General features: G+C 64.0%; 25 protein-coding genes. 19 read left to right on the forward strand and 6 right to left on the reverse strand.

The window, feature by feature from the left end; all coding sequences use genetic code 11:
• From AWB80_RS27915 to AWB80_RS27935, 5 genes are all read left to right on the forward strand, one after another.
• A partial coding sequence (locus AWB80_RS27915; protein WP_061177918.1) for an acyl-CoA dehydrogenase family protein occupies window positions 1-947 on the forward strand: 947 nt, incomplete at its 5' end.
• Window positions 948-1,264: 317 nt separating this feature from the next.
• Window positions 1,265-2,101: an ABC transporter permease subunit gene (locus tag AWB80_RS27920; protein WP_061177919.1), complete on the forward strand. Its 837-nt coding sequence runs from the start codon at window positions 1,265-1,267 to the stop codon at window positions 2,099-2,101.
• Window positions 2,101-2,853 carry an ABC transporter ATP-binding protein gene (locus tag AWB80_RS27925; protein ID WP_061177920.1) on the forward strand — a complete coding sequence of 251 codons (753 nt, stop codon included), beginning with the start codon at window positions 2,101-2,103 and terminating at the stop codon, window positions 2,851-2,853. The genes AWB80_RS27920 and AWB80_RS27925 overlap by 1 nt, the downstream gene beginning before the upstream one ends.
• Complete coding sequence (locus tag AWB80_RS27930; RefSeq protein ID WP_061177921.1) at window positions 2,850-3,848, forward strand: NrtA/SsuA/CpmA family ABC transporter substrate-binding protein; 999 nt, start codon at window positions 2,850-2,852, stop codon at window positions 3,846-3,848. Before AWB80_RS27925 ends, AWB80_RS27930 begins: the two co-directional genes overlap by 4 nt.
• A 2-nt stretch (window positions 3,849-3,850) precedes the next feature.
• Complete coding sequence (locus tag AWB80_RS27935; RefSeq protein WP_061177922.1) at window positions 3,851-5,083, forward strand: acyl-CoA dehydrogenase family protein; 1,233 nt, start codon at window positions 3,851-3,853, stop codon at window positions 5,081-5,083.
• On the opposite strand, the gene AWB80_RS27940 is transcribed toward AWB80_RS27935, so the two are convergent.
• On the reverse strand, window positions 5,084-6,145 hold the full coding sequence (locus tag AWB80_RS27940) for an LLM class flavin-dependent oxidoreductase (RefSeq protein WP_061177923.1): 1,062 nt from the start codon (window positions 6,143-6,145) through the stop codon (window positions 5,084-5,086).
• Window positions 6,146-6,313: 168 nt separating this feature from the next.
• On the opposite strand from AWB80_RS27940, the gene AWB80_RS27945 reads away from it, so the two are divergent.
• Complete coding sequence (locus AWB80_RS27945) at window positions 6,314-7,225, forward strand: LysR substrate-binding domain-containing protein (RefSeq protein ID WP_061178015.1); 912 nt, start codon at window positions 6,314-6,316, stop codon at window positions 7,223-7,225.
• 5 nt (window positions 7,226-7,230) lie between these two features.
• On the opposite strand, the gene AWB80_RS27950 is transcribed toward AWB80_RS27945, so the two are convergent.
• The gene (locus AWB80_RS27950; protein WP_061177924.1) at window positions 7,231-8,154 is read right to left on the reverse strand and encodes a LysR family transcriptional regulator; all 924 of its coding nucleotides are present in this window, start codon (window positions 8,152-8,154) and stop codon (window positions 7,231-7,233) included.
• A 139-nt stretch (window positions 8,155-8,293) separates the two neighbouring features.
• On the opposite strand from AWB80_RS27950, the gene AWB80_RS27955 reads away from it, so the two are divergent.
• The 3 genes from AWB80_RS27955 to ttdB are packed head-to-tail and all read left to right on the forward strand — an operon-like array spanning window position 8,294 to window position 11,159.
• Window positions 8,294-9,595: an MFS transporter gene (locus tag AWB80_RS27955; protein WP_061177925.1), complete on the forward strand. Its 1,302-nt coding sequence runs from the start codon at window positions 8,294-8,296 to the stop codon at window positions 9,593-9,595.
• 59 nt (window positions 9,596-9,654) lie between these two features.
• Window positions 9,655-10,554, forward strand: a complete 900-nt coding sequence (gene ttdA / locus AWB80_RS27960; RefSeq protein WP_061177926.1) for a L(+)-tartrate dehydratase subunit alpha — start codon at window positions 9,655-9,657, stop codon at window positions 10,552-10,554.
• Window positions 10,551-11,159 carry a L(+)-tartrate dehydratase subunit beta gene (gene ttdB / locus AWB80_RS27965; RefSeq protein WP_061177927.1) on the forward strand — a complete coding sequence of 203 codons (609 nt, stop codon included), beginning with the start codon at window positions 10,551-10,553 and terminating at the stop codon, window positions 11,157-11,159. The genes ttdA and ttdB overlap by 4 nt, the downstream gene beginning before the upstream one ends.
• A 73-nt stretch (window positions 11,160-11,232) precedes the next feature.
• Here the strand turns inward: ttdB and AWB80_RS27970 are convergent, their stop codons facing one another.
• The gene (locus AWB80_RS27970) at window positions 11,233-11,868 is read right to left on the reverse strand and encodes a TetR/AcrR family transcriptional regulator (protein WP_061178016.1); all 636 of its coding nucleotides are present in this window, start codon (window positions 11,866-11,868) and stop codon (window positions 11,233-11,235) included.
• A 233-nt stretch (window positions 11,869-12,101) separates the two neighbouring features.
• On the opposite strand from AWB80_RS27970, the gene AWB80_RS27975 reads away from it, so the two are divergent.
• Complete coding sequence (locus tag AWB80_RS27975; protein WP_061177928.1) at window positions 12,102-14,399, forward strand: sigma-54-dependent transcriptional regulator; 2,298 nt, start codon at window positions 12,102-12,104, stop codon at window positions 14,397-14,399.
• A gap of 334 nt (window positions 14,400-14,733) precedes the next feature.
• Here AWB80_RS27975 and AWB80_RS27985 read toward each other — a convergent pair whose 3' ends face one another.
• Together AWB80_RS27985 and AWB80_RS27990 are read right to left on the reverse strand one after the other, a co-directional pair.
• The gene (locus tag AWB80_RS27985) at window positions 14,734-16,092 is read right to left on the reverse strand and encodes an MFS transporter (RefSeq protein WP_061178017.1); all 1,359 of its coding nucleotides are present in this window, start codon (window positions 16,090-16,092) and stop codon (window positions 14,734-14,736) included.
• A gap of 52 nt (window positions 16,093-16,144) precedes the next feature.
• Window positions 16,145-17,113 (reverse strand): dipeptidase, encoded by a 969-nt coding sequence (locus AWB80_RS27990; protein WP_061177930.1) that lies wholly within the window; start codon window positions 17,111-17,113, stop codon window positions 16,145-16,147.
• Window positions 17,114-17,203: 90 nt separating this feature from the next.
• Between AWB80_RS27990 and AWB80_RS27995 the strand changes: the two genes are divergently transcribed.
• The 4 genes from AWB80_RS27995 to AWB80_RS28010 all read left to right on the forward strand — a co-directional run bounded on the left by AWB80_RS27995 (window position 17,204) and on the right by AWB80_RS28010 (window position 20,241).
• Window positions 17,204-17,767, forward strand: a complete 564-nt coding sequence (locus AWB80_RS27995) for a PAS and helix-turn-helix domain-containing protein (protein WP_061177931.1) — start codon at window positions 17,204-17,206, stop codon at window positions 17,765-17,767.
• A 24-nt stretch (window positions 17,768-17,791) separates the two neighbouring features.
• Entirely contained in the window at window positions 17,792-18,412 is a 621-nt protein-coding gene (locus AWB80_RS28000) for an NUDIX hydrolase (RefSeq protein WP_061177932.1), read from the forward strand.
• A gap of 66 nt (window positions 18,413-18,478) precedes the next feature.
• Window positions 18,479-19,402, forward strand: a complete 924-nt coding sequence (gene ku / locus AWB80_RS28005) for a non-homologous end joining protein Ku (RefSeq protein ID WP_061177933.1) — start codon at window positions 18,479-18,481, stop codon at window positions 19,400-19,402.
• Window positions 19,399-20,241, forward strand: a complete 843-nt coding sequence (locus AWB80_RS28010) for a tetratricopeptide repeat protein (protein WP_425266889.1) — start codon at window positions 19,399-19,401, stop codon at window positions 20,239-20,241. Before ku ends, AWB80_RS28010 begins: the two co-directional genes overlap by 4 nt.
• 11 nt (window positions 20,242-20,252) lie before the next feature.
• Here AWB80_RS28010 and AWB80_RS28015 read toward each other — a convergent pair whose 3' ends face one another.
• Window positions 20,253-21,125, reverse strand: coding sequence for a LysR substrate-binding domain-containing protein (locus AWB80_RS28015; RefSeq protein WP_061177935.1), 873 nt, complete (start codon window positions 21,123-21,125; stop codon window positions 20,253-20,255).
• Window positions 21,126-21,222: 97 nt separating this feature from the next.
• Here AWB80_RS28015 and AWB80_RS28020 point away from each other — a divergent pair, with 97 nt between their 5' ends.
• The 5 genes from AWB80_RS28020 (at window position 21,223) to AWB80_RS28040 (ending at window position 26,390) form a co-directional block, all read left to right on the forward strand.
• Window positions 21,223-22,416, forward strand: a complete 1,194-nt coding sequence (locus AWB80_RS28020; RefSeq protein WP_061177936.1) for a YbfB/YjiJ family MFS transporter — start codon at window positions 21,223-21,225, stop codon at window positions 22,414-22,416.
• A 74-nt stretch (window positions 22,417-22,490) separates the two neighbouring features.
• Window positions 22,491-23,345, forward strand: a complete 855-nt coding sequence (locus tag AWB80_RS28025; protein ID WP_244206764.1) for a GNAT family N-acetyltransferase — start codon at window positions 22,491-22,493, stop codon at window positions 23,343-23,345.
• 5 nt (window positions 23,346-23,350) lie between these two features.
• Entirely contained in the window at window positions 23,351-24,277 is a 927-nt protein-coding gene (locus tag AWB80_RS28030) for a 2-hydroxyacid dehydrogenase (protein ID WP_061177938.1), read from the forward strand.
• Between the two features lie 162 nt (window positions 24,278-24,439).
• Window positions 24,440-25,849: an aspartate aminotransferase family protein gene (locus tag AWB80_RS28035; RefSeq protein WP_061177939.1), complete on the forward strand. Its 1,410-nt coding sequence runs from the start codon at window positions 24,440-24,442 to the stop codon at window positions 25,847-25,849.
• Window positions 25,850-25,892: 43 nt separating this feature from the next.
• Entirely contained in the window at window positions 25,893-26,390 is a 498-nt protein-coding gene (locus AWB80_RS28040; RefSeq protein ID WP_061177940.1) for an Lrp/AsnC family transcriptional regulator, read from the forward strand.
• The last annotated feature ends 83 nt before the right edge of the window (window positions 26,391-26,473 follow it).

The raw sequence follows: 26,473 nt of genomic DNA on the forward strand, positions 1-26,473 counted from the left end.
CCGCCACGGCGCTCGCGCTGAACATGCATTTGTACTGGGTCGGCGCGGCGCTGCATCTGCACCGGCGCGGCGATACATCGGCGCAATGGATTCTGGAAGAAGCCGGCGCGGGCAAGGTGTTCGCGGCGGGCCACGGCGAGCCGGGCAACGATCTCGGTCTCGCGTGGTCATCGGTCAAGGCGACGCCGCTTGCGAACGGCGGCTATCGCTTCGATGGCCGCAAGATCTTCACGTCGCTCGCGCCCGCGTGGGACTGGCTCGGCGTACACGGCATCGACGATTCGGACCCGCAGGCGCCGAAGATCGTGCATGCGTTCATCGCGCGCGATGCGGCCGGTCATCGCACGGTGCAGACGTGGGACGCGCTCGGCCTGCGCGCCACACGCAGCGACGATACCTTTCTCGAAGGCGCGATCGCGCCACGCGACAAGGTGATCCGCGTGCTGCCCGCGGGCATTCCTGACGATCCGTTCGTCGACGGCATTCTGGGCGCGGTGCTGCCGGGGCTCGCGGCGGTCTATTACGGCATTGCGAAGCGCGCCTTCGACCTGGCGGTCGAATCGGCGAAGCATCGCACGTCGCCGGCGATCGGCGGCCGGACGTATGCGTTTAGGCCGCTCACGCAGCAGGCGGTGGCGCAGGCCGCGATCGAACTGGACAGCATCGAGGCGCTGTTCGAACGCGTCGCGAATCGCTGGTGGGACGGTTATGGCGCGGACGAGCCGTGGATCGCGCATCTGCTCGCCGCGAAACAGCATGCGGTGGATGGCGCGTTACGCGTCGTGAACCTCGCGCTGAAGATCGCGGGCGCGGCGTCGCTGTCGCGTCATGGTGAACTGGAGCGGCTTTATCGCGATGTCCGCGCAGGCGCGTTTCATCCGCCGAACGCGGATGCGAGTCATGAGGTTATCGGGCAGGCGTGGTTGGGGGTGCTCGGGCAGGTTTAAGCAACCTCACCTGAGCTGCGCCACCGCCTCACACACCTCTGGTCGTCATGATGACCGCGTCCATGAACGAAGAGGTTGAGGTGCAGGTGTCGGGGCATGAGAGCGCGAGTGTGATGCCGGCATGGGCCGGCGAACAGGCGACCCGGTCTAGTCAACGGGCGTTCATGCGCTAACGAACGATGTTTCATATCCATATGAAACGCGCTCCAGCAAGGCGCCGAAGCTGGAAAGCTAAGCATAAAAAACCGTTTGTCACGGCCACGCCCGACAGCCTCTAATAGCAAGCTCTCTTTCGCAATGTCCCACCCGGAATCGACATGTCCGATCTGACTTCCTCTCCACCCCGCTATGTCGCTTCGACACCGGGCCGATCCGGTTTGTCGAAGGCCGCGCTTTATCGATGGCTGTCGTGGATCGTTCCCGCGCTGGTCGTGCTGATCTGGGAAGCCGCCGCGCGCCTCGGGCTGATCGCGCCGCAAGTGTTGCCTGCGCCTAGCCGTGTCGTCGAAACGGCTTTCGACATGGCTCGTAGCGGCGATCTCTTCGTTCACCTCGGTGTTTCGCTGTTGCGTGCCGCAGCGGGCTTCGTGATCGGCGGAGCGCTCGGGCTCGTGCTCGGGATTCTCGTCGGCTTCTCACCGCTCGCGCAGGCGCTGCTCGACCGCTCGATCCAGATGGTGCGCGCCGTGCCGTTTCTCGCGATGCTGCCGCTGGTGATCGTATGGTTCGGCGTGGGCGAGATCGCGAAGATCTTTCTGGTTTCGCTCGCCGTGCTGTTCCCGATCTATATCAACACGATGCTCGGCATTCGCCAGATCGATTCCAAGCTGATGGAACTGGCCAAGGTCGTCGGGCTCGGCTGGGCCGCGATCGTGCGGCGAATCATCCTGCCGGGCGCGATGCCCTCGATCCTCACGGGCGTGCGCTATGCCCTCGCCCACGCGTGGCTCGCGCTCGTCATCGCCGAAACGCTCGCGACCACCAAGGGCATCGGCTTTCTCGCGATGGACGCGCGCGAGTTCCTGAACACGAATGTCATCCTGCTGACCATGATCATCTACGCGATCATCGGCGTGGCGGCGGATACGCTGGTGCGTCTGCTCGAAGCGCGTTTTCTGTCGTGGCACGCGAACTACGCCAAAGGAGCGCGCTGATGAATCAGAGCATCGCCCTGTCGCGCAATTCGAACGCGCATGTTCTCGACGACGAGCCGCCGCTCGCCGTATCCGTGCGCGGTCTGAAACGGCGTTACGGCAGCCGCGTCGTCATCGATGCGCTGGACCTCGATATCCGCCAGGGCGAATTCGTCGCGCTGCTCGGCGAAAGCGGCTGCGGCAAGACCACGCTGCTGCGCGCGCTGGCCGGGCTCGATCAGCCGGACGCCGGCACGATCCGCGCGCCCGAGCGCCCGTCCGTCGTGTTCCAGGAGCATCGGCTGCTGCCGTGGGCGGAGTTATGGGCCAACGTCGCGCTCGGTCATGAATCGACGATCGGCCGCGCGGGCGCGATACGCGCATTGGCCGAAGTCGGACTCGCCGGACGCGAAGACGACTGGCCGCGCAATCTCTCAGGCGGTCAGGCGCAACGCGTGGCGCTGGCGCGCGCCCTCGTGCGCGATCCCGCGTTGCTGCTGCTCGACGAACCGTTCGCGGCGCTCGACGCGCTTACGCGCATCAAGATGCACAGGCTCGTCAAGGAACTCGTCGCGCTGCATCAGCCGGGCGTGCTGATCGTGACACATGACGTCGATGAAGCGCTCACGCTCGCCGACAGGATTCTCGTCATGCGCGCCGGACACATCGCCGCTTCCTTCCAACCGAAAGACCACACGCCGCAGACACTGCGGCCCGTTCTGCTCGAAGCACTGGGCGTACGAAACAAAACGACAAGGACCATGACTGCATGACCGATTCTTCTTTGACCCGCCGCCAACTTTTGCGCGCGGCGGGCGGCCTCTTAGCCGGCGCTGTCCTTCCCGCCGCGGCTCGCGCAGCCGAGCCGCGCAAGCTGACGCGCAACACCGATGTCGTGCGCATCGGCTGGGGTTACGGCAGTCTGCCGGATATCGCGAAGCAGCGCGGCGTATTCGAGAAAACGCTCGCCACGAAGGGCATCAAGGTCGAATGGATCGGCCCGTTCCCGAACCACGCGCCGTCGATTCAGGCGGTGGTCGGCGGCAGCGCGGACTTCGGCTTCTGGGGGTCGACCACGCCCGCGCTGGCCGCGATGCTCGCCGGCTCGCCGATCGTCTTCAATGCGTTCGATATCTATTCGCCGCGCTCGACGTCGATCATCGTGAAGAAAGCGAGCGGCATCAATTCCATCGCGGATCTGGCGGGCCGCAAGGTCGCCGTCAATCGTTCAGGGCTGGGCGAATTCCTGCTCATCGCGGCGCTGGAGAAGCACCGCATCGATCGGGACAAGGTTCAGTTCGTCTATCTGAATCCGCCGGATGCCGCGCCCGCGTTCGCGCAGGGCAAGGTCGACGCGTGGTCGATGTGGTCGCCGGGCGTGGACATCGCGCGCTTTTCGAACGATGCGAAGGACATCTTCGTCGAAGGCCGCGACCTCGACTTCCTGATCGACTACAGCTCGCTCGTGACGCGCCGCAAGTTCACCGAAGAGAACTCCGAGCTGATCCGCGCGGTGATCGACGCGTACTACGTCGAGGGCGCGTGGCAGTCGACGCATTCCGTCGAGTCGGAGCAACTCGTGCAGCGGGAAGGCAAATATCCGGATCAGGTGCGCGACTATCTGGCGGGCCTCAAGCGCGTCAACCAGTTTCACGAAGCCGACGAGGCCGCGTTTCTCGCCCAGTTCCAGCGCGCGGCCGACTGGCTCGCGGAACGCAAGATCATCAATTCGCGCATCAAGGTCGCGGACTACAGCATCAAGGTTTGACGATGACCGACACGAACACCATCGGAGTGCGGCTGGTCTCGCCGCTGTCCGCGAAGCTCGGCTTCGCCGAAGTCATCGCCGGGATCGCCGCGAGCGCGGCGGCGCGCGAACGGGAACATCGGCTGCCGTTCGAGGAGATCGCGCAACTCAAGGCGCTCGGCTTCGGCGCATTGCGTCTGCCGGCCGATGCCGGAGGACACGGCGCCTCACTCAGCGAACTCTTCGTCGTGGCGCGCGATGTCGCGGCGGCGGATTCGAACATCGCGCATGCGTTTCGCAATCACTTGTGGCAGGTCGAAGCGGCGCTCCGGCAGCGCGATCATCCTTTTCATGCGCATGTTCTCGAACTCACCGGCAAGCGGAAGACCGTGGGCTTGAGCTTCACGGAAACCGATGTCGTCGCGGCAGGCGCTCGCCCCGGCAAGGTTCTCACCCGCCTCGAATGGGACGAAATCAGGCAGGCGTATGTCGGCTCGGGCGACAAGGTCTATGCGACGGGCAATCTGTATAACGATGCATTCATCGGCGTCGCGGTGGAAAGCCGCGCGGGCAACACCGTGCAATACGTGCTGGAACGCGGACCGGGCGTCGGCAACGACGACGACTGGCAGGGCTTCGGCCAGCGCCTGACCGGTTCGGGGACAGCGAAGTTCCGCGATGTCGCCGTGCCCGCCGCGCATGTCTATCCGACCGACCCGCCGCGCTCCGATGAAGCAGCGCCGTGGGGCTTCACCTTTCACCAGGTCTATCTGACCAACTGCATCGCGGGCATTGCGCGGCGCGTCGCGCTGGATGCCGTGGAAGTCCTTCGCTCACGCGGGCGGAACTTCTATCACGGCGAAGCCGCTCATCCCACCGACGAGCCCGTGTTGCAGGCCTTGCTCGGCCGCATCCGCGCCTACGCGGCCAGCGTCGAAGCGACCGCGGACCGCGCCGTCGCCGCGTTGCAGCGCGCATGGGACGCGCACGCCAGCGCCGGCGAATACGACGCCACGCTCGCCGCCACCTTCGCGGCGGCGGAAGCCAAGGTCGTGATCGACGATCTCGCGCCGCAGATCGCGAACTGGCTGATCGATCTCGGCTCGGGCTCGGTGGTCTCGCGCGTGGGCGCGCTGGACCGGCACTGGCGCAACATCAAGGTGATCGCCTCGCATAATCCGCGGCTGTACAAGGAGCGCCTGCTCGGACAGAACGCGCTCAGCGGAAAGCTTCCGCCCACGGGCGCGTTCTTCTGATCACGCGGACAACAGACGGCGCACGCGCGGCGCGACCTCTTCCGCGAAGAGGCGCATGTCGGCTTCGAACGGCTGGAACTGCAGCATGAAGAGTTCGATGCCCGACCGATGAAAATCCGCGATGCGCCGCGCGACCGTATCGTAGTCGCCGACGAGTCCCGCCGCCGTGCCGCCGTTCGAGCCGACGCGCGGCGATCGCGCGAAGGTCTTATGCATCACCGTGCTCGGATCGGTATTGGCCTTCTGCTGTTCGCGCAGCGGCTTGTCCAGCTCGGCCAGCGTGAACAGATGATCGAGATGCGCGTCGGCCTGCGCCTGCGTCGCGCGCGCGATCACGAACGCCGACAGGCCGAAGCGCAACGTATCGAGTCCGGCCGGACGCGCACGCGCTGAGACATCGGCGATCAGGCGTGCGACGTCCTCGGGCGGCTGGCCGTTGATGAACCACGTATCGCCGTGCGCCGCCACCAGCGCGCGCGCCGGCTCTGACTCGCCGCCCACGTAGATACGCGGACGCGCGCGAAACGGATCGGCCGGCAGCAGCCGATAGTCATCGATATGGAAATTGTCGCCGCGATGATTCACGGTCTCGCCGCGCAGCAGTCTGTCGACGACCGTGATCCATTCGCGGCCGTAGGCATAGCGCTCGTCGTGTTCCGCGAAGCCGATGCCGGCGCGCTCCAGCTCCGGCCGATTCCACGCGTTCACGAGATTGATCGCGAAGCGCCCGCCGCTGATGTGCTCGATCTGCTGCGCCATCTTCGCGAGCACGACCGGATGGTAAAGATAAGGCTTGATCGCCGCGATGATCTCGATGCGCGACGTGAGCGCCGCGAGCGCAGCCGAGGCCGTCCACGCTTCGAGCTGATCGAGCGCCGGATCGTGCGGATTGACCGTGTGCTGGGCGACGAGCACCGAGTCGAAGCCCAGCCGTTCGGCTTCGAGCACGAGCGCCTTGTTGCGTGCCCAGGAAGCGTCATAGGGTTCTGCGGGATCTTGCAGGGCAGCGCGGCTGCCGTGCACGAGCGCCCAGACGCCGAAGCGTGGAAGTTTGGATGACATCGGTTCGAAACGCGAAGAACGCGAAATGGCCGTGATGAAGGGATGCTCATGCTAACGCCGCATACGCGCGTGGCCATCCAATTTCTGACGATATGCAACTGCTAAATAAGCATTAAGAACCGCTGCTAAACTCGAAGCATCGTCAACTTCGATTCACGAATGACCACGATGCCCGATACCGTCCAGCCGGCCGATCTGAGTTTCTTCTCGACGCTGTCCGCCGCCGGCAGCCTGAGCGCCGCGGCACGGGAACTGGGTCTCACGGCGGCGGCCGTCAGCAAGCGCCTCGCGCAGATGGAATCGCGCGCGGGCGTGGCGCTCGTCAACCGCACCACGCGCCGGATGATGCTCACGCCCGAAGGCGAGCTGTATCTCGAACGTGCGCGCCGGATTCTCGACGAGATCGATGAACTGTCGGAAATGCTCGGCTCCGCGAAACAGAGTCCGAAGGGTCTGCTGCGCGTGAACGCGACACTCGGCTTCGGGCGCAGCCACGTCGCGCCGGTGATATCGAAGTTCGTCGCGCACTATCCGCAGGTGTCGGTGCAGCTTCAGTTGTCGGTGACGCCGCCGCCCCTCACCGACGATGCCTTCGATGTCTGCATCCGTTTCGGCGAGCCGCCCGATACGCGCGTGGTCGCGAGGCGGCTGGCCGGCAACCGCCGGCTGCTGTGCGCGGCGCCGGCCTATCTCGCGTCGCGCGGCATGCCGCTCACCGCGCACGATCTCGCGCGGCACAACTGCATCGGCATCCGTCAGGGCGATGAAGCGTACGGCGTGTGGCGGCTGACATCGGGCCGCGGAACGTCGCGCAAGACCGAGGCCGTGCGGATCAACGGCACGCTCACCACCAACGACGGCGAAATCGCGGTCAAGTGGGCGCTGGAAGGCCACGGCATCCTGATGCGCGCCGAATGGGACCTCAAGCCGTATCTGGCGGACGGTTCGCTCGTTCGCGTGCTGCCCGATCACGAAACCCCGAACGCCGACATCTTCGCGGTCTATTCGCAGCGGCATCAGATGTCGAACCGGATTCGCGCGTTCGTCGACTTCATCGCGCAGGAGCTCAAGGGCGAGTAAATGCTCTACCAGTTCGAAGCGACCGGCGACGGGCCGTCGGCATGCTGGCCCAGATATCCGCGCAGATGCTCGACGAAGCACGCCACTTTCGCGGAAAGATTCAGGCGCTCGGGATAGACCGCGTAGATATCGGCGGGCGGCGTGTCGTAGTCGGTCAGAACCTGCACCAGCCGGCCGCTGCGAAGATACTTGGCGATATCCCATTCGGCCCGCATCAGAATGCCGTGGCCTTCGAGCGCCCAGTTGAGCGCCACTTCGCCGTCGTTCGTGCTCAGCTTGCCGTGCACCTTGATGGTCTCGGTGCGCCCGCCGCGGCTCAATCGCCAGTTGCCGTAGGCGGCGTCGTTCTGCCGCAGCACGATGCACTGATGCTGCGTCAGGTCGTGCGGGTGAGCCGGTGCGCCCACGGCACGCAAATAGCCGGGCGATGAAACCAGCAGACGCCGGTTGTTGGCGATTTTCTTGGCGATGAGCCGCGAGTCCGGCATCTCGCCGAACCGCACGGACACATCGATGCTGTCGTCCGGCAGGCTGACGGGCCGGTCGGTGAGATGCAATTGCACTTCGACATCGGGAAAGTCCTGACTGAACACCGAAATCGCCGGTCCGATGTAGGAACGCCCGAATCCCAGCGGCGCGTTGACCCGCAGCAGGCCCTTCGGCGCGGCCCGGCTGCTCGAAACGAGCCGCTCCATGTCATCGATGTCGCTCAGGATGCGCTGGGCATGGGCGAAATAGACCTCGCCCTCGCTCGTCAGGCTGATGCGCCGCGTCGTGCGGTTGAGCAGCCGCACGCCCAGCCGGTCTTCCAGCGCGGAAAGCCGCCGGGAAACCGCCGGCGGCGTCAGATTCAGCTCCCGCGCCGTCGACGCGAGGCTGCCCTGCTTGACCAGCAGGCAAAAGAAGCTCAACTCCGAGTCCATGCTCATTCGTGAATTTTTTGCAATGATGAATTAAGTTTAGTTCGATTCATACGTGTTTCCATCGGTTTTAACCTTCATTCCAGGCTAGAACGAAGCCGCACAAGACGGCTGACATCCATAGGTCATCGGAAAAAGGAGACATTCCATGGACAAGGATCTGGAAAAACGCACCTTGCGCAAGGTGAGCTGGCGCATCGTGCCGTTCATCATGCTGCTGTACTTCATCGCTTACATCGACCGGGTCAACATCGGCTTCGCGTCTCTCACGATGAAAACGGATCTGGGCTTCACGGCCTCGATTCTCGGCTTCGGCGCCGGCATCTTCTTCTGGGGCTACTTCCTGTTTGAAGTGCCTTCCAACATCATCCTGCACAAGGTCGGCGCGCGCATGTGGATTGCCCGCGTGATGGTCACGTGGGGCATCATTTCCGCGGCGATGGCCTTCGTCACGGGACCGACCAGCTTCTACGTCGTGCGCTTTCTGCTCGGCGCGGCGGAAGCCGGATTCTTCCCCGGCATCATCCTGTATCTCAGCTACTGGTTCCCGGCGCGGCACCGCGCGGGCGTGGTGGCGCTCTTCATGGCCGCCGCGCCGATCTCGACCGCGCTCGGCTCGCCGCTTTCGGCCGCGCTGCTCGAAATGAACGGCGTCATGGGTCTGCGCGGCTGGCAATGGATGTTCGTTCTCGAAGCCGTGCCCGCGCTCATTCTCGGCGTCGTCGTGTTCTTCTACATGACGGACAAACCCGAAAAAGCGAAGTGGCTCAAGGACGACGAACGCGCCTGGCTCGTCAACGTGATGAACACCGAGACCGCCAACCGCGCCACCGGCGGCAAGCACGGCATCATCAGCGGTCTGGCGAATCCGCGTGTCCTCGCGCTGTCGCTGATCTACTTCGGCACGTCGGCCGGCCTGTACACGCTCGGCATCTGGGCGCCGCAGATCATCAAGCAACTCGGTGTCGCGTCGATGACGGTCGGGCTGCTCAACGCGATTCCGCCCGTCATCTCGGTGATCGCGATGGTGTTCTGGTCGCGCCACTCCGACCGCACCGGCGAGCGCACCTGGCACGTCGTGCTGGCCTGCGTCGCGGCGACGATCGGCCTCGTGATCGCGGCGCTCGCCAGTAGCGTCGTCGGGCTGATCGCGGCTCTGACGCTCGTGAATATCGGCATCAGTTGTGCGAAGCCGCCGCTGTGGACCATGCCGACGACCTTCCTGTCCGGCGCGGCGGCCGCCACCGGCATCGCCACCATCAATTCGATCGGCAATCTCGGCGGCTTCGTCGGCCCGGCGATGATCGGCTGGGTGAAGGACCGCACAGGCAGCTTCAGCGGCGGGCTCTACTTCGTTGCGGGCCTGCTCGTGCTCTCCGCCGTGCTCACGCTTCTGCTGGCTCGCACGCAGAAAGCGCCCATCACGCCCGGCAATGCAGCCGTGCACTGAAAAAAAACAAACGCGTGTCCCCCATCTCAATACGTCAAACGTCGTCAGAGGAATGCAACATGGAAAAGGAAGCAGCCATCCAGTCCGTCACGGACACCATGGCGAAATTCACCGCCTATATCGGCAAGCGTCTGCCGAAGGACGTGAAGGCCAAGCTCGCGGAATTGCGCACGATGGAAACGAATCCGCTCGCCAAGTCGATCTACGACTCGATGCACGGCAATCAGGAAGCCGCCGACAAGCTCGACCGTCCGAGCTGTCAGGACACGGGCGTGATTCAGTACTTCGTCGAGTCCGGCGCGAATTTTCCGCTGCTCGGCGAGCTTGAAGAAATCCTGCGTGAAGCCACGGCGGGCGCGACCCGGATGGGCCCGCTGCGCCACAACGCCGTCGAAACCTTCGACGAGAAGAACACCGGCACCAACACGGGCACGCAGATTCCGTGGCTCGACTGGCGCATCGTTCCGGAAAAGGATAGCTGCACCATCGACGTCTATATGGCCGGCGGCGGCTGCACGCTGCCCGGCGCGGCCAAGGTGCTGATGCCGGGGCAAGGCTACGAAGGCGTCGCGGAATTCGTCATGGACGTCATCACGGAGCGCGGCGTGAATGCGTGCCCGCCGTTGCTCGTCGGGATCGGCGTGTCGACGTCGGTCGAGACTGCGGCGCGCCTGTCCAAGCTGGCGATCCTGCGCCCGGTCGATTCGAAGAGCGACAATCCGCGCGCCGCGCTGATGGAGGAATTGCTGGAGGACGGCCTCAACGAAATCGGCATCGGCCCGCAAGGCCTGAAAGGCAACAACAGCGTGATGGGCGTGAATATCGAATCGTCGGCGCGGCATCCCTCGACCATCGGCGTCGCCGTCAATACGGGCTGCTGGGCGCACCGGCGCGGCAAGATCCGCATCAACGCCGACCTGTCCTATGAAGTGCTTTCCCACGAAGGAGTGGTGCTGTGAAAAAGGTTCTGACGACCCCCATCAAAAGCGAAGACCTCGAAGATCTGAAGGTCGGCGACGTCGTCTATCTGACCGGACGGCTGGTCACATGTCGCGATGTCGCGCACCGCAGACTGATCGAGCAAGGCCGCGAACTTCCCGTCGATCTCGACGGCGGCGCGATCTTCCACGCGGGACCGATCGTCCGGAAGAAGGACGACGGCAGTTTCGAAATGGTCTCTATCGGACCCACGACCAGCATGCGGATGGAGAAGTTCGAGCGCGAGTTCATCGAGCAGACCGGCGTGAAGCTGATCGTCGGCAAGGGCGGCATGGGGCCGGAGACGGCTGCGGGCTGCATGGAGCACAAGGCCGTGCACGCGATCTTTCCAGGCGGCTGCGCGGTGCTGGCGGCGACGCTGGTCGAGGAAATCGAAGGCGCGGAATGGCAGGATCTGGGTATGCCGGAAACCCTGTGGATCAACCGGGTCAGGGAGTTCGGCCCGCTGATCATTTCCATCGACACCAAGGGCAACAACCTGATTCAGGACAACAAGGCCGTGTTCAACGAGAAGAAGAAGCCCATTCTGGACAGGATCAGCCAGGAACTCGGCTTCATCCGTTGAGCCGCGTCGCGGCGGGCAGCAAGCGCTTTTTGCCTGCCGCGACAGAAGCCCGCCCGGGTTTTCCCGCGCGGGCTTAGCTGACCGGGCGCAGGTAAGTCAGCAGCATGTCGAGATGCATCGCCGAAATGGACGCCTGACGGTCCTGCTCGGCGTAATTACGCCCCGTGAAAATATCGATGGTGAAACGGTTCGACACGATGTAGTACCCCATGCCGACCAGCGTCACATAGAAGTCCAGCGGATCGATGCCCTGCCGGAACTGCCCCGATGCGATGCCGCGCTCCAGCGTGACGCGCAGCAGATCGACCACCGGCGAGATGGTTTCGCGCAAGTGGCTCGAACGCTCCAGATAGCGCCCTTCGTGCAGGTTTTCGTTATTGATGAGGCTCAGCCACTGCGGATTCTCCCGCAAGTGCGTCCAGATGGACTTCGCCAGTTCGCGAACGGCGTCGGCCGGTTGCAGGCCGGACAGATCGAGCCCCGCCTCCCGTTCCGCGAACTGCGCATACATGGCTTCGAGCACGGCGACGTACAGGCCTTCCTTGCTCGCGAAGTAGTAGTAGAGCATGCGCTCGTTCGTGCCGGCCGCCGTGGCGATGGCGTCGACCCGTGCGCCGGCGAGGCCGAACTTCGTGAACTGTTCGGTGGCGGCCTCCAGAATGCGCCGTCGCGTGCCCTCGGGGTCTCGCTTTGCTCGTTGTTCGCTCATGTCTTTGCCGGCTTCGGGTGGAATTGCGACGGTCATTTAATCACTCCCATTATGCCGAGCGTCATGGCTCCGAGGATAGACCCGGGTATACGGAATGTGCCGCCTTGACGACGAGAAAATGAAACGCTAGCGAAAGCTGCGGCCGCCGTCGCCGGCGCGCTCAAGGATCGCGGGAAAACGCCGTTAACTCCGGCACGACGTTCCCGAGCATAACCGACCTGGAGCGCTCAGCCATGAGTGGCAGTCAAATTGTTCCGTTCGCGCGCGCCGACGCCGATGGCAGCTTCATCGGCAGCTCGACGGCTTTTCAGCAACTCGTCCGCACGATCGACCGGATCGCGCCGACCGATCACGCCGTGCTCATCTTCGGACCGACGGGTTCCGGCAAGGAGCTGGTCGCGCGCCGCGTACACGCGGGCAGCCTGCAGCGCGATCAGCCTTTCGTCGATGTGAACTGCGGCGCGATTCCCGAGCATCTCGTCGAGGCTGAGCTGTTCGGGCACGTCAAGGGCGCGTTCACCGGCGCCGGCGAGACGCGCCAGGGCCTGTTCCAGCAAGTCGGCAAAGGCACACTGCTGCTCGACGAAATCGGCGAACTGCCGCTCGCATTGCAGCCCAAGCTGCTGCGCGTGCTGGAGACGCGCACGTTCCGGCCGGTCGGCTCATCGACCAATCTGCGCTTCGAAGGGCGGATCGTCGCGGCGACGCATCGCGATCTGCGCGAACTGGCGAACGAGGGGCGCTTTCGCGAAGACCTCTACTATCGGCTTGCCGTGTTCGTGCTCGCGGTGCCGGGACTCGAACAGCGTGTCGAGGACATTCCCGCGCTCATCGCCCACTTCGCCGCGCAGCATCCGCGCAAGCTCGAGTTCTCCGCGGCGGCGCTCAGGCAGTTGTGCGCGCATCCGTGGCCGGGGCACATTCGTCAGTTGCGCAATCTCGTCAGCCGCCTGAGCGTGCTCGCGGAAAGCACGCGCATCGACGTCGATGCGCTCGCACCGCTGCTCGCCAACGATAAAGTCGAGCCGGTTTCGCGCGTGAGTCTGGCGGACATGCTTCTGCAACTGGAAGGGCGGGACAAGCTCGCGGCAGCCGAAGATCTGCTCGTCGATCGCGCGCTCGAACGCACCGGCGGCAACAAGAGCGCCGCGGCGGCGTTGCTGGGCGTGGGGCGCAAGATGGTCGAGCGGCGGCTCAAGGCGCGCGAGCAGTTTCATCTGAAGGCACGCGGCGATCTGGAGCGCGCGAACGCGCTGATCGAGGATTCGCGGTTCGCGGAGGCGGTTCCCCTGCTTCGCCGTTGTCTGAACACGCTGCAGGGAAACGGCGATCAGGACGACGTGCGCCGCCTTCAGTTCGATGCTTACCGTCTGCTCGGCATGAGTCTGCGCAGCGTGCACGGCTGGCTGCACGCCGAAGCGACCGCGTGCTATGCGGCCGCGCTGGGCATCGGCGAAGGACTCTGCGATGCACGCGAAATCGCGATGATCCAGTTCGGCATCTGGACGACGCAACTCACCACGCTGCAACTCAAGCCAGCGCGCGCGACAGCGCAGGACATGCTGCAGCGTGCCCAGAACAGCGGCGATCGCGTCGCGCTCGATGAGGCGCACGTCGCGCTGACCAACACACTGTTCTGGCTCGGCGACAGCGAAGAGGCGCTCGCCTGCCTCACGCGCGGCAATCTCGCGGGCATCGGGCGGCACGATGCGCGCACCGGTTCGCAAGGCATCGATCTGGCCGCGCTGGCCCTGACGCTCGAAGGGCTCTCGGCCTTTCATACGGGCGCCTTCGATCAGGCTCGCGATGCCATGACGATGCTGATCGAACGTGTGTCGGAGGCGAGCGGACATGCGTTCGCGCACGCGGTCAACCTGCAGGGCGCGGCCTGGCTCGCATGTCTGTTCGACGACATGGACCGGCTCGGCCGGCTCGCGAGCGAACTCGAAGGCATATCGATCACGCATGGCTTCGCTTTCTATCGGGGCGTGGGACAGGTGTTGCGCGGGTGTCATCTGACATCACTCGGTCGTTACGACGAAGCGGAAACCGTCATGCTCGATGGCTTCGACAATCACATGGTCGGCAACGGCGGCGCCCTGTTCTTCTCGTTCAAGGCGTGGCAGCACGGCGAACTGCTGTTGCGCGCCGGTCGCGCCGAAACTTGCAAGGCGATGATCGCCGATGCGATCGAGGAAACGCTGGCGCGTCAGGAACGCGTCTACATGGGGGAATTGCTCGTCATCCAGGCGCGTGCGCATTGGGCGCTCGGCGATCTGGGCGCGGCGGAGTCGGGATTGCGCACCGCGCTATCGACGGCGCTCGCGCTCGGTTCGATGCCCGCACGCATCGACGCTGCGCATCATCTTGCGTTGCTGCTGCGCGCGACGGGCCGCATCGGCGAGAGCATCGACACGCTCGAGCGCGGACTGCGCACGCTCGCGCCCGGCGTCACGCCCCGCGTCGACTCGGCGATGCAGTTGCTGGCCGAGCTTCGGCAGGATGCGTGCTCGCGCATGACGGGGACGTGATGTGGACGGAATCGTCCACACCGGTTTGCCGGTGCGGACGCGACAGTCCACATTTGGGCGTTCGTTGCTGAGAGTGAGAACGGTCTTGCAATGCGCGCGACCTTGGCACGGAGATTGCTCCAGTGTATGGGTTATCGAGAGGGCCGTTCGGTCCACCTGCAAACCTATTCGCTTCGGATGCGTGCATTCGTCTGGACCATGCTTCAATTCATCATCGAAAAAGATCTTCTGCATCTCGAACGAATCGTTCAGCAGGCTTCCGACGGCACGTTTCCGTTCACGTACTGGCATGCGCGCATCGACGCGCTCAGATCACCGACGTCGACGCCGCCGATTACGCGGCGCATCGATCGGCTGAAGGCCGCGTTGTCGGCGCTCGAGGCGCGCATACGATAAGGACCAGTGCGCCCAGCAGGAGCACGCCCGTCACGAGATAGAGTCCCGACGTGAGCGAGCCGGTCGCGGTCTTGAGCCAGCCCATCGCGAACGGACTGGCGAAGCCGCCCACCAGACCGAGGCTGTTGATGAAAGCGATCGCAACCGCAGCCGACGGGGTCCCCGCGAAATAATCGGTCGCGATCGACCAGAACAATGGCATCGTGGCGAAGATGCCGGTCGCGGCCACGGTGAGCAGGACGATGGTCACCGATACGTCCTTGGGTGCATGAGGCAGCAACGCAAGCGCGAGTGCGCCGGCCATCGCGGCAAGCGACGTGTGCCACCGCCGTTCCATCGTGCGGTCGGAATTGCGGCACAGCCAGACCATGCCTGCTGCGCTGATCCCGTATGGAATCGCGGAATACCAGCCGATGCGCGCGACATCCGTGACGCCGCTCGACTTGAGCACGGTCGGCAACCAGAAACTCACGGCGTATGTCCCGCAGATGAAAGCGAAATAGGCGAACGCCATGGCGTACAGCCGCGGGCTTGTCATCGCCGTGCGCAAGCTGGAGTCGGCCCGGGAAACATTCCTTTCGGACTCGGTCATTAACGCACGGCTCAGCCGTTCGCGCTCGCCGGCGGTGAGCCACTTCGCTTTCTTCGCGTTGTCATCGAGATAGGCGATGGCGACGATCCCGAGCAGCACCGCCGGCGCCGCCTCGATGATGTAGAGCCATTGCCAGCCCGCCATGCCGAGGCCGCTGACACTCGACATCGCCCAGCCGGACACCGGTCCGCCAAAGAGGCCGGCGATCGGGATGCCCGTCATGAAAATGCCGAGCATGTGACCGCGCCTCGACTCCGGAAACCAGCAGCCGATGTAGTAGACGACGCCCGGAAAGAAGCCCGCTTCGAACACACCGAGGAGGAAGCGCAGAACATAGAATTCGGTGGGACTCGACACGCGGGCCATCAGACATCCCACGATGCCCCAGCAAATCATGATTCGCGCGATCGTCTTCTTGGCGCCGAAGCGTTCGAGAATCATGTTGCTCGGTACTTCGAACAGGAAGTATCCGATGAAGAAGATGCCCGCGCCCAGTCCATACACCGTGTCGCTGAAACCGAGCGCTTCCTGCATCTGCAGTTTGGCAAAGCCGACGTTGATGCGATCGAGATAGGCCACCACATAGCAAATGAACAACAGCGGAATGAGCCGCCACGCGACTTTTCTATATAGCCGGGATTGAGCTTGCGTTTCCGATGTGTCGTCAATCAGATCGCTCGCGAGCGGCTGAATCTTTCTGTACATGTCTTCTCCGTGCATTGCGGGCTTATGGTGTTTTCAGATGGCCTGGCGTGAATCACACAGACCAGACTTCGCCCAGCAGGCGAAGCCAGTTTTCGCCAAGCACTTTCTCGATGACACGCTCCGGAATATCTGCGGATTGCATCGCGCGGGTGAGGTTCGGGAATTCGCCGATCGTCCTCAAACCGAGCGGATTCAAAACCGTTCCGAAGTCGGTCAGCTTCCGGTAAGCGCCTTTGTCGTGGCTGATCCAGTCGTAGAAGCCTTTGTCGTAGCCCTGAGTGAAGTCGGTTCCGATGCCGACGGAATCCTCACCCACGACATTGATCACGTATCGAATCGCCTCGACGTAGTCTTCGATCGTCGAATTCGGACCGTTTTTCAGGAAAGGCGAGAACATGGTCACACCGACGAATCCGCCGCGGTCGGCGATGAAACGCAATTCTTCATCGGACTTGTTGCGCGGATGTTCTTTCAGTCCGGATGGAAGGCAGTGGGAATAGCAGACCGGCTTTTTCGATGCCAGAATCGCTTCTCGCGACGTGTTCGGCCCCACGTGCGAGAGGTCGACCAGAATGCCGACACGATTCATTTCCTCGACGATCTCGTGTCCGAAGCCCGATAGCCCGCCGTCACGCTCATAACAACCCGTGCCGATGAGGTTTTGCGTGTTATAGGCGAGTTGCGAGATTCCCACGCCGAGTTCCTTGAAGATTCCGACATACTCGACCCGATCCTCGAACGCATGACTGTTCTGGAACCCGAGGATGATCGCCGTCTTCCCTGAGCGCTTCGCGGCGCGAATGTCGTCCACCGACCGCGCAAGCGTCACCAGTTCGCTGCTCGCGGCGACCAGCTTCTTCATCTCGATGATGTTGTCGACCGTACCAAGGAAGTCCTCCCAGATGGATACCGTGCAGTTCGCGGCCGTCAGTCCGCCGCGACTCATGTCCTCGAAGATCGATCGGTCCCATCTGGAAACGATGAGACCGTCCATCACGACGCAACGCTCGTGCAGTGTCATTGCTCTTCCCTCTTTTCGACTGGCTGTCCGTGTGAGAGCAATGTATGCTTGTCAATTACATAGGTCTATACGTATCGGTTACCTAGGTAAATGTCCACGCCAGCGCCGCCGCTCGACTACGAAGATGTCTTCCTGAAGCTACCGACTGCGGTCATCGTTGCGCGCGAGCGCGTCATGGTCGACTGCAACGACAGAGCGCTCGCCCTCTTTCGGGCCACACGAAGCGACATCGTGAATCAATCGTTCGCTGTCCTCTATCCCGAGCAGAAGGATTTCGCGAGCACGGGTCGCCGGATCGCCCCATTGATTGCGAAACGCGCGGTATTCAGCGACGACCGCATCATGCGGCGTATCGACGGCAGTCACTTCTGGGTGACGGTATGCGGATTCGGCTTCAATCCGAAGCGTCCCTATGAGCTGGCTCTGTGGACTTTCACGGATCTCTCGAAGCAGGAGAAGCAATCGGACGTCGCGAGTCTGCTGACCGAGCGCGAACGCGACGTCGCTGCTCTGGTCGTGCACGGGATGACGAGCAAGGAGATCGGAAGAGAACTCGACATCAGCCCGCGCACAGTCGACATCCATCGGGCAAGTCTCTTGCGAAAATACGAAGTGAAAACCACCACTGACTTGATCAAGCAACTTCTCGCCTGACAATTTCGCGCCATCGAACCTGCCATGACATCGGAAAACCGACGACTCGATCAAGCCCGCCGCCTGCTCGCCCTCGCCCAGACAGGCCTGCACTACACCACCGCCGTCTTCGACAAGGAACGTTACGAAGAAATCGCGGCAATCGCCCACGAGCAGCTCGCCGAACTCGCGTCGATGGAAACCGGCGATCTCGCCGAACTATTCGCATTCGAAACGGGCTACGCCAATCCCAAGCTCGACGTCCGATGCGCCGTGTTCAACGAAGCCGGACACATACTGCTCGTGCGCGAGGCCGCCGATGGTTTGTGGTCCCTACCCGGCGGCTGGGCCGACGTGGGTTCATCTCCGGCGGAAAACGCAGCGAGGGAAGTCCGCGAAGAAAGCGGATATACCGTCGAGATCGTGCGGCTGCTCGCTGTGTGGGACATGGCGAAGCATCGACATCCGCCGTCGGTCTTTCATATCTGGAAGCTCGTTTTTCTCGGCGAGATTCGTCAGAGTGGCGCGACGGTCGGCACGGAAACCGATGCGGTCGGATTCTTCAGTCCCGATGATCTTCCAGCGCTGTCGCTCGGCCGGATCATGCCCGAGCAGATCCGGCGGCTGGACGAACTTCGACACGGCAACACCGTGGACTTCGACTGAGACCCCGCCGCCCGACCGGTGGTAATCTGTGTGGCGATTCGCCGATTGCTTCGCGAGGAGGACCTCATGCCGGCCCGCTCGATCGCCTCACTGTCGTTATCCTTCGGACTCGTCTCGATTCCCGTCAAGCTCTACTCCGCGACGGAAAGCGCGTCGGACGTCCGCTTCAATCTGCTCGCCCCCGATGGCGCGCGCGTCAAACAGCAGTACGTCTCGGACTCGACAGGCGAGGTCGTCGAGCGTTCGTCCATGAAAAAGGGCTACGAGTTCGAGAAAGGCCGCTATGTCGTCTTCACCGGCGACGAACTCAAGGCGCTGGAAGAAGGCGCGAGCCACGTCGTCGAAATCGTCTCGTTCGTCCCCGAGAAATCGGTCGATCCGATCTTCTACGACAAAGCCTATTTCATCGCGCCCGACAAGCGCGGCGGCAAGCCATACAGCCTGCTTCAACAGGCCCTGTCTCAAAGCGGACGCTGCGCGCTCGCCAAATGGTCCTACAAGGGCAAGACGAGAATCGTGCAGGTGCGTCCCGCCGAAGACGGCATGGTCTTCCAGCAGCTGCTTTTCGCCGATGAAGTGCGCTCGCTCAAGGATCTGAATATCGAAAACGCGCCGGTTTCGGCGGCAGAACTCAAGCTCGCGCTTCAGATCATCGAACAGGGCACCGAGGACGCCTACGACGCGGCCGCCTACGAAGACGAGGAAAAGAAACGCATCCTCGCCGCCATCGACCGGAAGATCGAGGGCAAGGAAATCATTTCCCCCGAAGCCGAAGAACCCGCCAGCGGCGGCGAAGTCATCGATCTGATGGACGCGTTGCGTGCGAGCCTCGGCAAGGCCAACGGCAAAGCGAAGGCCACAGCGCCGGCGAAGCGCAAGACCGCAGCGCAGGCAGAAGAAGTCATCGACGTACCCAAAGTCAGAAAGCCCGCCGCGCGCGCGCCGAAGGCGCCGGTCGAAGCGCCGGCCAGAACGCGCGCTCGCAAGTGACAAGGGGAATGGTCGCGCACGATCTGTCGTTGCCGAAACTCGTGTCGATGCTGGGCGTGACGCGCCGGGTCGTCACCGGCCTGATCGACGCGGGCTTCGTCACGCCCGAACGCGGGCCTCGCAATGAACTGCGCTTTTCCTTTCAGGACGTGGTGCTGCTGCGCACGGCGCTGCGCCTTCGCGAAGCCGACGTCGCGCCGCGCAAGATCAGCCAGGCGCTGTCCCGATTGAAAGCGGACCTGCCGGACGAGTTGCCGCTTTCGGGTCTGCGCGTCACAGCCGAGGGCGGCTCGGTCGTCGTGAAGACCGGACCATCGCAATGGGACGCCGTGACCGGCCAGTTATTGCTCGATTTCGAACTCGCCGAAGTGAAGGGCGACGTCGTGCTGCTCGATGCCACGCCGGAACGCAAAAGCGCCGCCGCACTCCAGGCGCGGGACTGGTATGAACTCGGCGGACAGCTCATGAAAACCGACGCAAAGGGCGCGGAACGAGCCTACCGGCGCGCGATCGAACTATCGCCCGAACCGTATTACGGAGCGTATGTCGATCTCGGCGCATTGCTGTGCGAAGACGAACGACGCTGCGACGATGCGCTGCTCGTCTTCGACACGGCGCTCGTACACTTCCCCGCCGACGCCGTGCTCCACTTCAATCGCGCCGTCGCGCTCGAAGGGCTCGGCCGCGTCGAAGAAGCGCTGCAAAGCTATCGACGATGTCTGGAAGCCGACGCCGATTACGCGGACGCGCATCATAACCTCGCGATCCTGCTCGACAAGCGCGGCGACCGGCAAGGTCTGATTCGTCATTTGAATGCGTATCGCAGGCTGAACAGCTGACGCGCATCGCGTCACGCGCCAGCGACGAGCAGGTTGCGCAGCGCATCGAGCGCCGCCGACGCATGACCCTTGCGCCAGACGAGCAGCGTGTCGACGCGCCCGAGTTCGCCCATCGGATGCAGATCGACTTCATCGTCGAGGCGCGCCAGTTCGAGCACCGAACGCGGCGCCACCGCGACGCCCGCCCCCGCCGCCACGCAGGCCACGATGGCGTGATACGAACCCAGCTCCAGCACCCGCGCCGGCCTGATCTTGCGCTGCTCGTACCAGCGCATCGCATACGAGCGGTATGCGCAGCCGCGCTCGAACGCCACCAGCGTCAGTCCCGCAGCTTCGCTCGCCATGGCCGCCGGGTGCCGTCCGCGCGGCGTGACCAGCGCCAGTTCCTCCTCGAACACCGGCACGGACTCGAACTGTTCGGCAGGCAGCGCCTCGGGCTCGATCGGGCGCGCCATTACCGCCGCGTCGACTTCGAACGTGCGAACGCTGTCGATGAGCGCGCGCGTCACGCCCGTCGCCAGTTCGAGCGTCACCTGCGGCCAGCGCTGGTGATAAGTCGCCAGCACGCGCGGCAGACGGCTCGCGGCGGTGCTTTCCATCGTCCCGAGCCGCAGACGCCCATGCGGACGATTCTCGCTGACCGCGTGACGCGCCTCTTCGGCCAGCGCGAGCAGACGTTCCGCGTACGGCAGCAGCGTCTCGCCGGCAGGCGTCAGCACGAGCCGGCGGCCGTCGCGGATAAAAAGGTCCGTACCGAGCGTCTCTTCGAGTTGACGAATGCGCGTCGTCACGTTGGACTGCACGCGATTGAGCTTGAGCGCCGCTCGCGTCACGCCGTTTTCGCGCACGACGGCCCGGAAAATGGTCAACGCTGCGAGATCCATGATCTTCTCTGGAGATTGATGACATCTCGATTATTCATTTTTCAAGATGATTCGGTCAAGCTAGGATCGAGCTATTCCTGCTTTCGAAGATCGACCCATGGCCTCGCCCGCCCACGCTTCGTCGCTGCCCGCTCATCCCGCGCGATACGCCGCGCTCGCGTGCGCCGTCGTGCTCGCGGTGGCGCTCGGCGTCGGGCGCTTCGCGTTCACGCCGCTGCTGCCGCTGATGCTGACGAGCGGCGTGCTCGATATCCGCCACGGCGGCTGGCTCGCGTCGGCCAATTACGCCGGGTATCTGATCGGCGCGCTGTCGTGCGCGGCGATCCGCGTCGACCACGCGCGCATGGTGCGGCTCGCGCTCGCATCGACCATCGTGCTGACGCTCGCGATGGGCCTCGTCCACGTCTTCTGGCTGTGGGCCGCGATACGTTTCGCGGCGGGCGTCGTCAGCGCGTGGGCGTTCGTGTTCGCGTCGCAGTGGGGCCTGCGGCGGCTCGCGGAACTCGACGCGCACGGTCTGGGCGGCGTGATCTATGCGGGGCCCGGCGTCGGCATCGTGGCGACCGGTTTGCTGGGCGCGGCCGCCGCGGCGCTCGACGTACCCGCGCCATCGGTATGGATCGGATTCGCGGTCTGCTCGGTGGTGGCGGGGGCGATCGTGTGGCAGGCGTTCGCGCATCCGACCTCGGCGATGCGCGCTCACGCGCGTGTCGCCGATCGCGCGCCGCCCGCGTCGACGGGCGCCGATTCGATCGGCCTCGTCGGTCTCTACAGTCTCGCGGGATTCGGCTACATCATCACGGCAACCTTCCTGCCCGTGATCGCGCGACAGGCCTTGCCGGGCTCGCCGTGGCCCGACCTGTTCTGGCCGGCCTTCGGACTGGCGCTGATTGCGGGCGCGCTGACCGGTGCGCGGCTGCCGCTGTCGTGGGATAACCGCTTGCTGCTGGCCGCGTGCTATCTGATTCAGGCATTGGGGATAGGCCTCGGCATCGTGTTCCCGAACGCGCTCGGCTTCGGCATCGGCAGCCTGTTGCTGGGCTTGCCCTTCACAGCGATCACCTTGTTCGCGATGCGCGAGGCGCGGCGTCTGCGCGGCGATGCCGCAGCCGGACTGATGGGCTACGCGACAGCCGCATACGGCCTCGGACAGATCGTCGGACCGCTGGTCGCGGCGCCGATCGCCGCGCACACGGGATCATTCTCCATCGCACTATGGATCGCGGTGGCGGCGCTGGGACTGGGCGCGGCCGGACTGGTCTGGCTCGGGAGGCGAAGCGCGAGCGCCTGACGTAACAGGATCGTCCTATCCGCGCTGGCGGCTGCATGACAAAGTAACGCGCATCCTCTGACGTGGAGCATGCCGTGTCCCTTCTCTACCGCCCTTTCACCGCAGACGACATCGCTGTCGCGCACGCGCTGTCGGTCGAGGTCAAATGGCCGCATCGCGCCGATGACTGGCGCTTCGTTCTCGATGCCGGCGCAGGCTTCATCGCGCAGGACGGCGAGCGCGTGGTCGGCACCGCACTGTACTGGAATCATGGCGACGCTGGCGGATCGCTCGGCATGGTGATCGTCGCGCCGGATTGCCAGGGCAAGGGCATCGGCCGCAAGCTGATGGAGTTGCTGCTCGAAGCGCTCGGCAAGCGCATCACCGTGCTGCACGCGACGCCTGCGGGCGAGCCGCTTTACGCCAAGCTCGGATTCGAGCGCATCGGCGCGATCCATCAGCATCAATCCGCGGATTTCAACGTGCCGCGCATCGACTTGCAGAACGGCGAGCGCATTCGCGCGATCGAACCCGGCGATGCCGACACGCTCGTCGCGCTCGCATCGCGCGCAAGCGGATTCGACCGAAGCGCGCTGCTGCCCGCGCTGTTGAAAATCGCACGCGGCGTCGTGCTCGAACGCGATGGCGAAACGCTCGGCTTCGCGCTCATCCGCGAGTTCGGGCGCGGCCTTGCCATCGGTCCGGTCGTATCGGTCACGGCCGATGAGGAGCACACGCGCCGCGCGCAGGCGCTCATCGCGCATTGGCTCGCGCAGCACGAAGGCCAGTTCACGCGCATCGATACGCCCGACGAAAGCGGTCTGTCGGACTGGCTCGAAAGCATCGGGCTCAAGCGCGTCGACACGGTCATCAAGATGGCGCGCAACGGCACGCCATCACGCGATGCATCCGTCGCGCAATTCGCGATCATCAATCAGGCGCTGGGCTGACGACCATGACGATCCTCTACAAGGCCGATCCCGAACGCGGCAGACAGTGGGCGCAGTTCTTCGCGCAGAAGGCGCCGGACGTGCCGTTCCGTGTATGGCCCGATATCGGCGATCCCGCCGCCGTGCGCTATCTCGCCGCATGGCAGCCGCCCGCCGATGTCATGCAGACCTTCCCCAATCTCGAAGTGATATTTTCGGTCGGCGCGGGCATCGATCAGTTCGATCTGTCGGGCGTGCCGCCCCATGTGGCCGTGGTGCGGATGACCGAGCCTGGCATCGTCGAAGGCATGGTCGAGTATGTGACGCAGTCCGTGCTGACCATTCATCGCGATCTCTTCGATTACGCCGCGCTGCAACGCGAGCGCGTGTGGCGCGAGATGCCCGTGCGCGCCGCTGCGACGAGACGCGTCGGCGTGCTCGGGCTCGGCATGCTCGGCACGGCGGTGCTGAAAACACTGCGTCTGTTCGGCTTCGATTGCGCGGGCTGGAGCCGTTCGCCGCACGAGATCGAAGGCGTCGAATGTCATGCGGGCGCCGAGGCGCTCGATGCGTTCCTCGCGCGCACCGATATCCTCGTGTGCCTGCTGCCGCTCACGGATGCAACGCGCGGTCTCATCGACAAGCGCGTGTTCGATACGCTGCCGCGAGGCGCGTCGTTCATCAACGTGGGGCGCGGGCCGCACGTGATCCAGCAGGACCTGCTCGACGCGCTCGACAGCGGCCAGCTTCATGCCGCCATTCTCGACGTCACCGATCCCGAGCCTCTGCCGGTCGAGCATCCGTTCTGGACGCATCCGCGCGTGCGTCTGACGCCGCATATCGCAAGCGCGACGCGTCCTGAAACGGCTGTCGACCGCGTGCTGGACAACCTGCGTCGCCATCGCGCGGGCGAGCGGATGACCGGCGAAATCGATCGCACCCGCGGCTATTGACCGTCGCACGGCGCGCGCAGCACAAAATGCTGCGCGCGCCCCGCAAAACGCCGTGAATTTGCTTTTTGGCGATTTTTTTGGCGATGCGCGCGATACAGCTCTGCCGATAGTATGAAACGGTCAAGAGCCATTCCGCCCCCTTCGCGAAGAGAGAGCCGCATCATGCCGATTCAATCGCTTGTCGAGTCCGACCGTAAGCACCTGATTCATCCCGTCGTCAGCTATCGCGCGCATGAGGCGCGCGGCGTCACCGTGCTCGATTCCGCCGATGGCGTGTTCCTGCGCGATATCGACGGCAAGCAGTTGCTCGATGCCTTCTCCGGCCTGTGGTGCGTGAACACGGGTTATGGTCACGCGAGCATCGTCGAGGCCGCCGCGAAACAGATGACGAAGCTGCCCTACGCAACGGGCTATTTCCACTTCGGCTCCGAGCCCGCGATCGAACTCGCCGCTAAGCTCGTCGAACTCGCGCCCGCCTCGCTGCAACACGTGTACTTCACGCTCGGCGGCTCGGATGCGGTCGATTCCGCGCTGCGCTTCATCACGCATTACTACAACGCGACGGGCCGTCCGTCGAAGAAGCATTGCATCGCGCTGCAACGCGGCTATCACGGCTCGTCGTCGATCGGCGCGGGACTCACGGCGCTGCCCGCGTTTCATCGCAACTTCGATCTGCCGCTGCCGACCCAGCATCACATTCCGTCGCCGTACGCCTACCGCAACGACTACGCCGACGACGCCGCGCTCATCGCGGCTTCGGTGCAGGCGCTCGAAGCGAAGGTCGCGGAACTCGGCGCGGATCATGTGGCCGCGTTCTTTTGCGAGCCGATCCAGGGCTCGGGCGGCGTGATCGTGCCGCCCGTCGGCTGGTTGAAGGCGATGCGTGAAGCGTGCCGCAAGCTCGATATCCTCTTCGTCGCCGATGAAGTCATCACCGGCTTCGGCCGCACCGGTCCGCTCTTCGCGTGCGAGGGCGAAGGCGTCGAGCCGGATCTGATGACGGTCGCGAAGGGCCTGACCGCAGGCTATGCGCCGATGGGCGCGGTCCTCATGTCCGATGCCGTGTATCAGGGCATCGCGGATGGCGGCGATGCATCCGCCGTCATCGGTCACGGTCATACGTACTCGGCGCATCCCGTCAGCGCGGCGATCGGTCTGGAAGTGATGCGGCTCTATCACGAAGGCGGCCTGCTCGCGAACGGCCAGGCGCAGGCGCCGCGCTTCGCGCAAGGCCTCGATGCGTTGCTCGCGCATCCGCTCGTCGGCGATTCGCGTCATCGCGGTTTGCTCGGCGCGCTCGAACTCGTCGCCGATAAAGACAGCAAGCGCGGCTTCGATGCTTCGTTGAAACTGCCCGATCGCATCGCCGCTGCGGCCTATGGCAACGGCCTCGTGTTCCGCGCGTTCGGCGACAACATTCTCGGTTTCGCGCCGGCGCTCTGCTATACCGAAGCGGACTTCGACATGCTGTTCGAGCGCCTTACCAAAACGCTCGACGACGTGCTTGCGCAAAGCGACGTGCGCGCCGCATTGACGGGCGCGTCCGGATGCAGTTCTCGCGCGGCCGCGTGATAACATCGACCGACCGCCGACATGCGAGACCGAACCCGTCACGATGAGCAACGACAGCAAGCTGGACCGAATCGATCTGCGTATCCTCTCGCAATTGCAGAAGCGCGGGCGCATCACGAACGTGGAGCTTGCCGATGCGGTCGGTCTGTCACCCAGCCCTTGCCTGATTCGTGTGAAGCGGCTGGAGAAGGCGGGTTATATAGTCGGTTACGGTGCGCAGATTCAACTGGAAAAGCTCGGCGACGTGCAGGTCGTCTTCACGGAAGTCACGCTCGCGGATCATCGCCGCGAGGACTTCATCAACTTCGTGAACGCGGTGAAAGACGTCGACGAGATTGTGGAATGTCATCTCGCGAGCGGCGGTTACGACTACCTGCTCAAGTTCGTCACGCGCAGCGTGAGCCACTATCAAAGCATCATCGAGGGACTGCTGGAGCGCGGTATCGGCATCGAGAAGTACTTCAGCTATGTCATCATCAAGACGTCGTTCGTCAAGACGCATTACCCGCTCGAAACGCTCTTCTCGCAGAGCCATCACTGAGGCACGCGCCTCGACCTTTTTCATTCGAACGCACGCGCGGGCTTTTTGCACGCGCGTGCTTTTTATCGTCGATCAACTTCACG

This window comes from Caballeronia pedi, assembly GCF_001544915.2.
GTDB classification, from domain to species: domain Bacteria; phylum Pseudomonadota; class Gammaproteobacteria; order Burkholderiales; family Burkholderiaceae; genus Caballeronia; species Caballeronia pedi.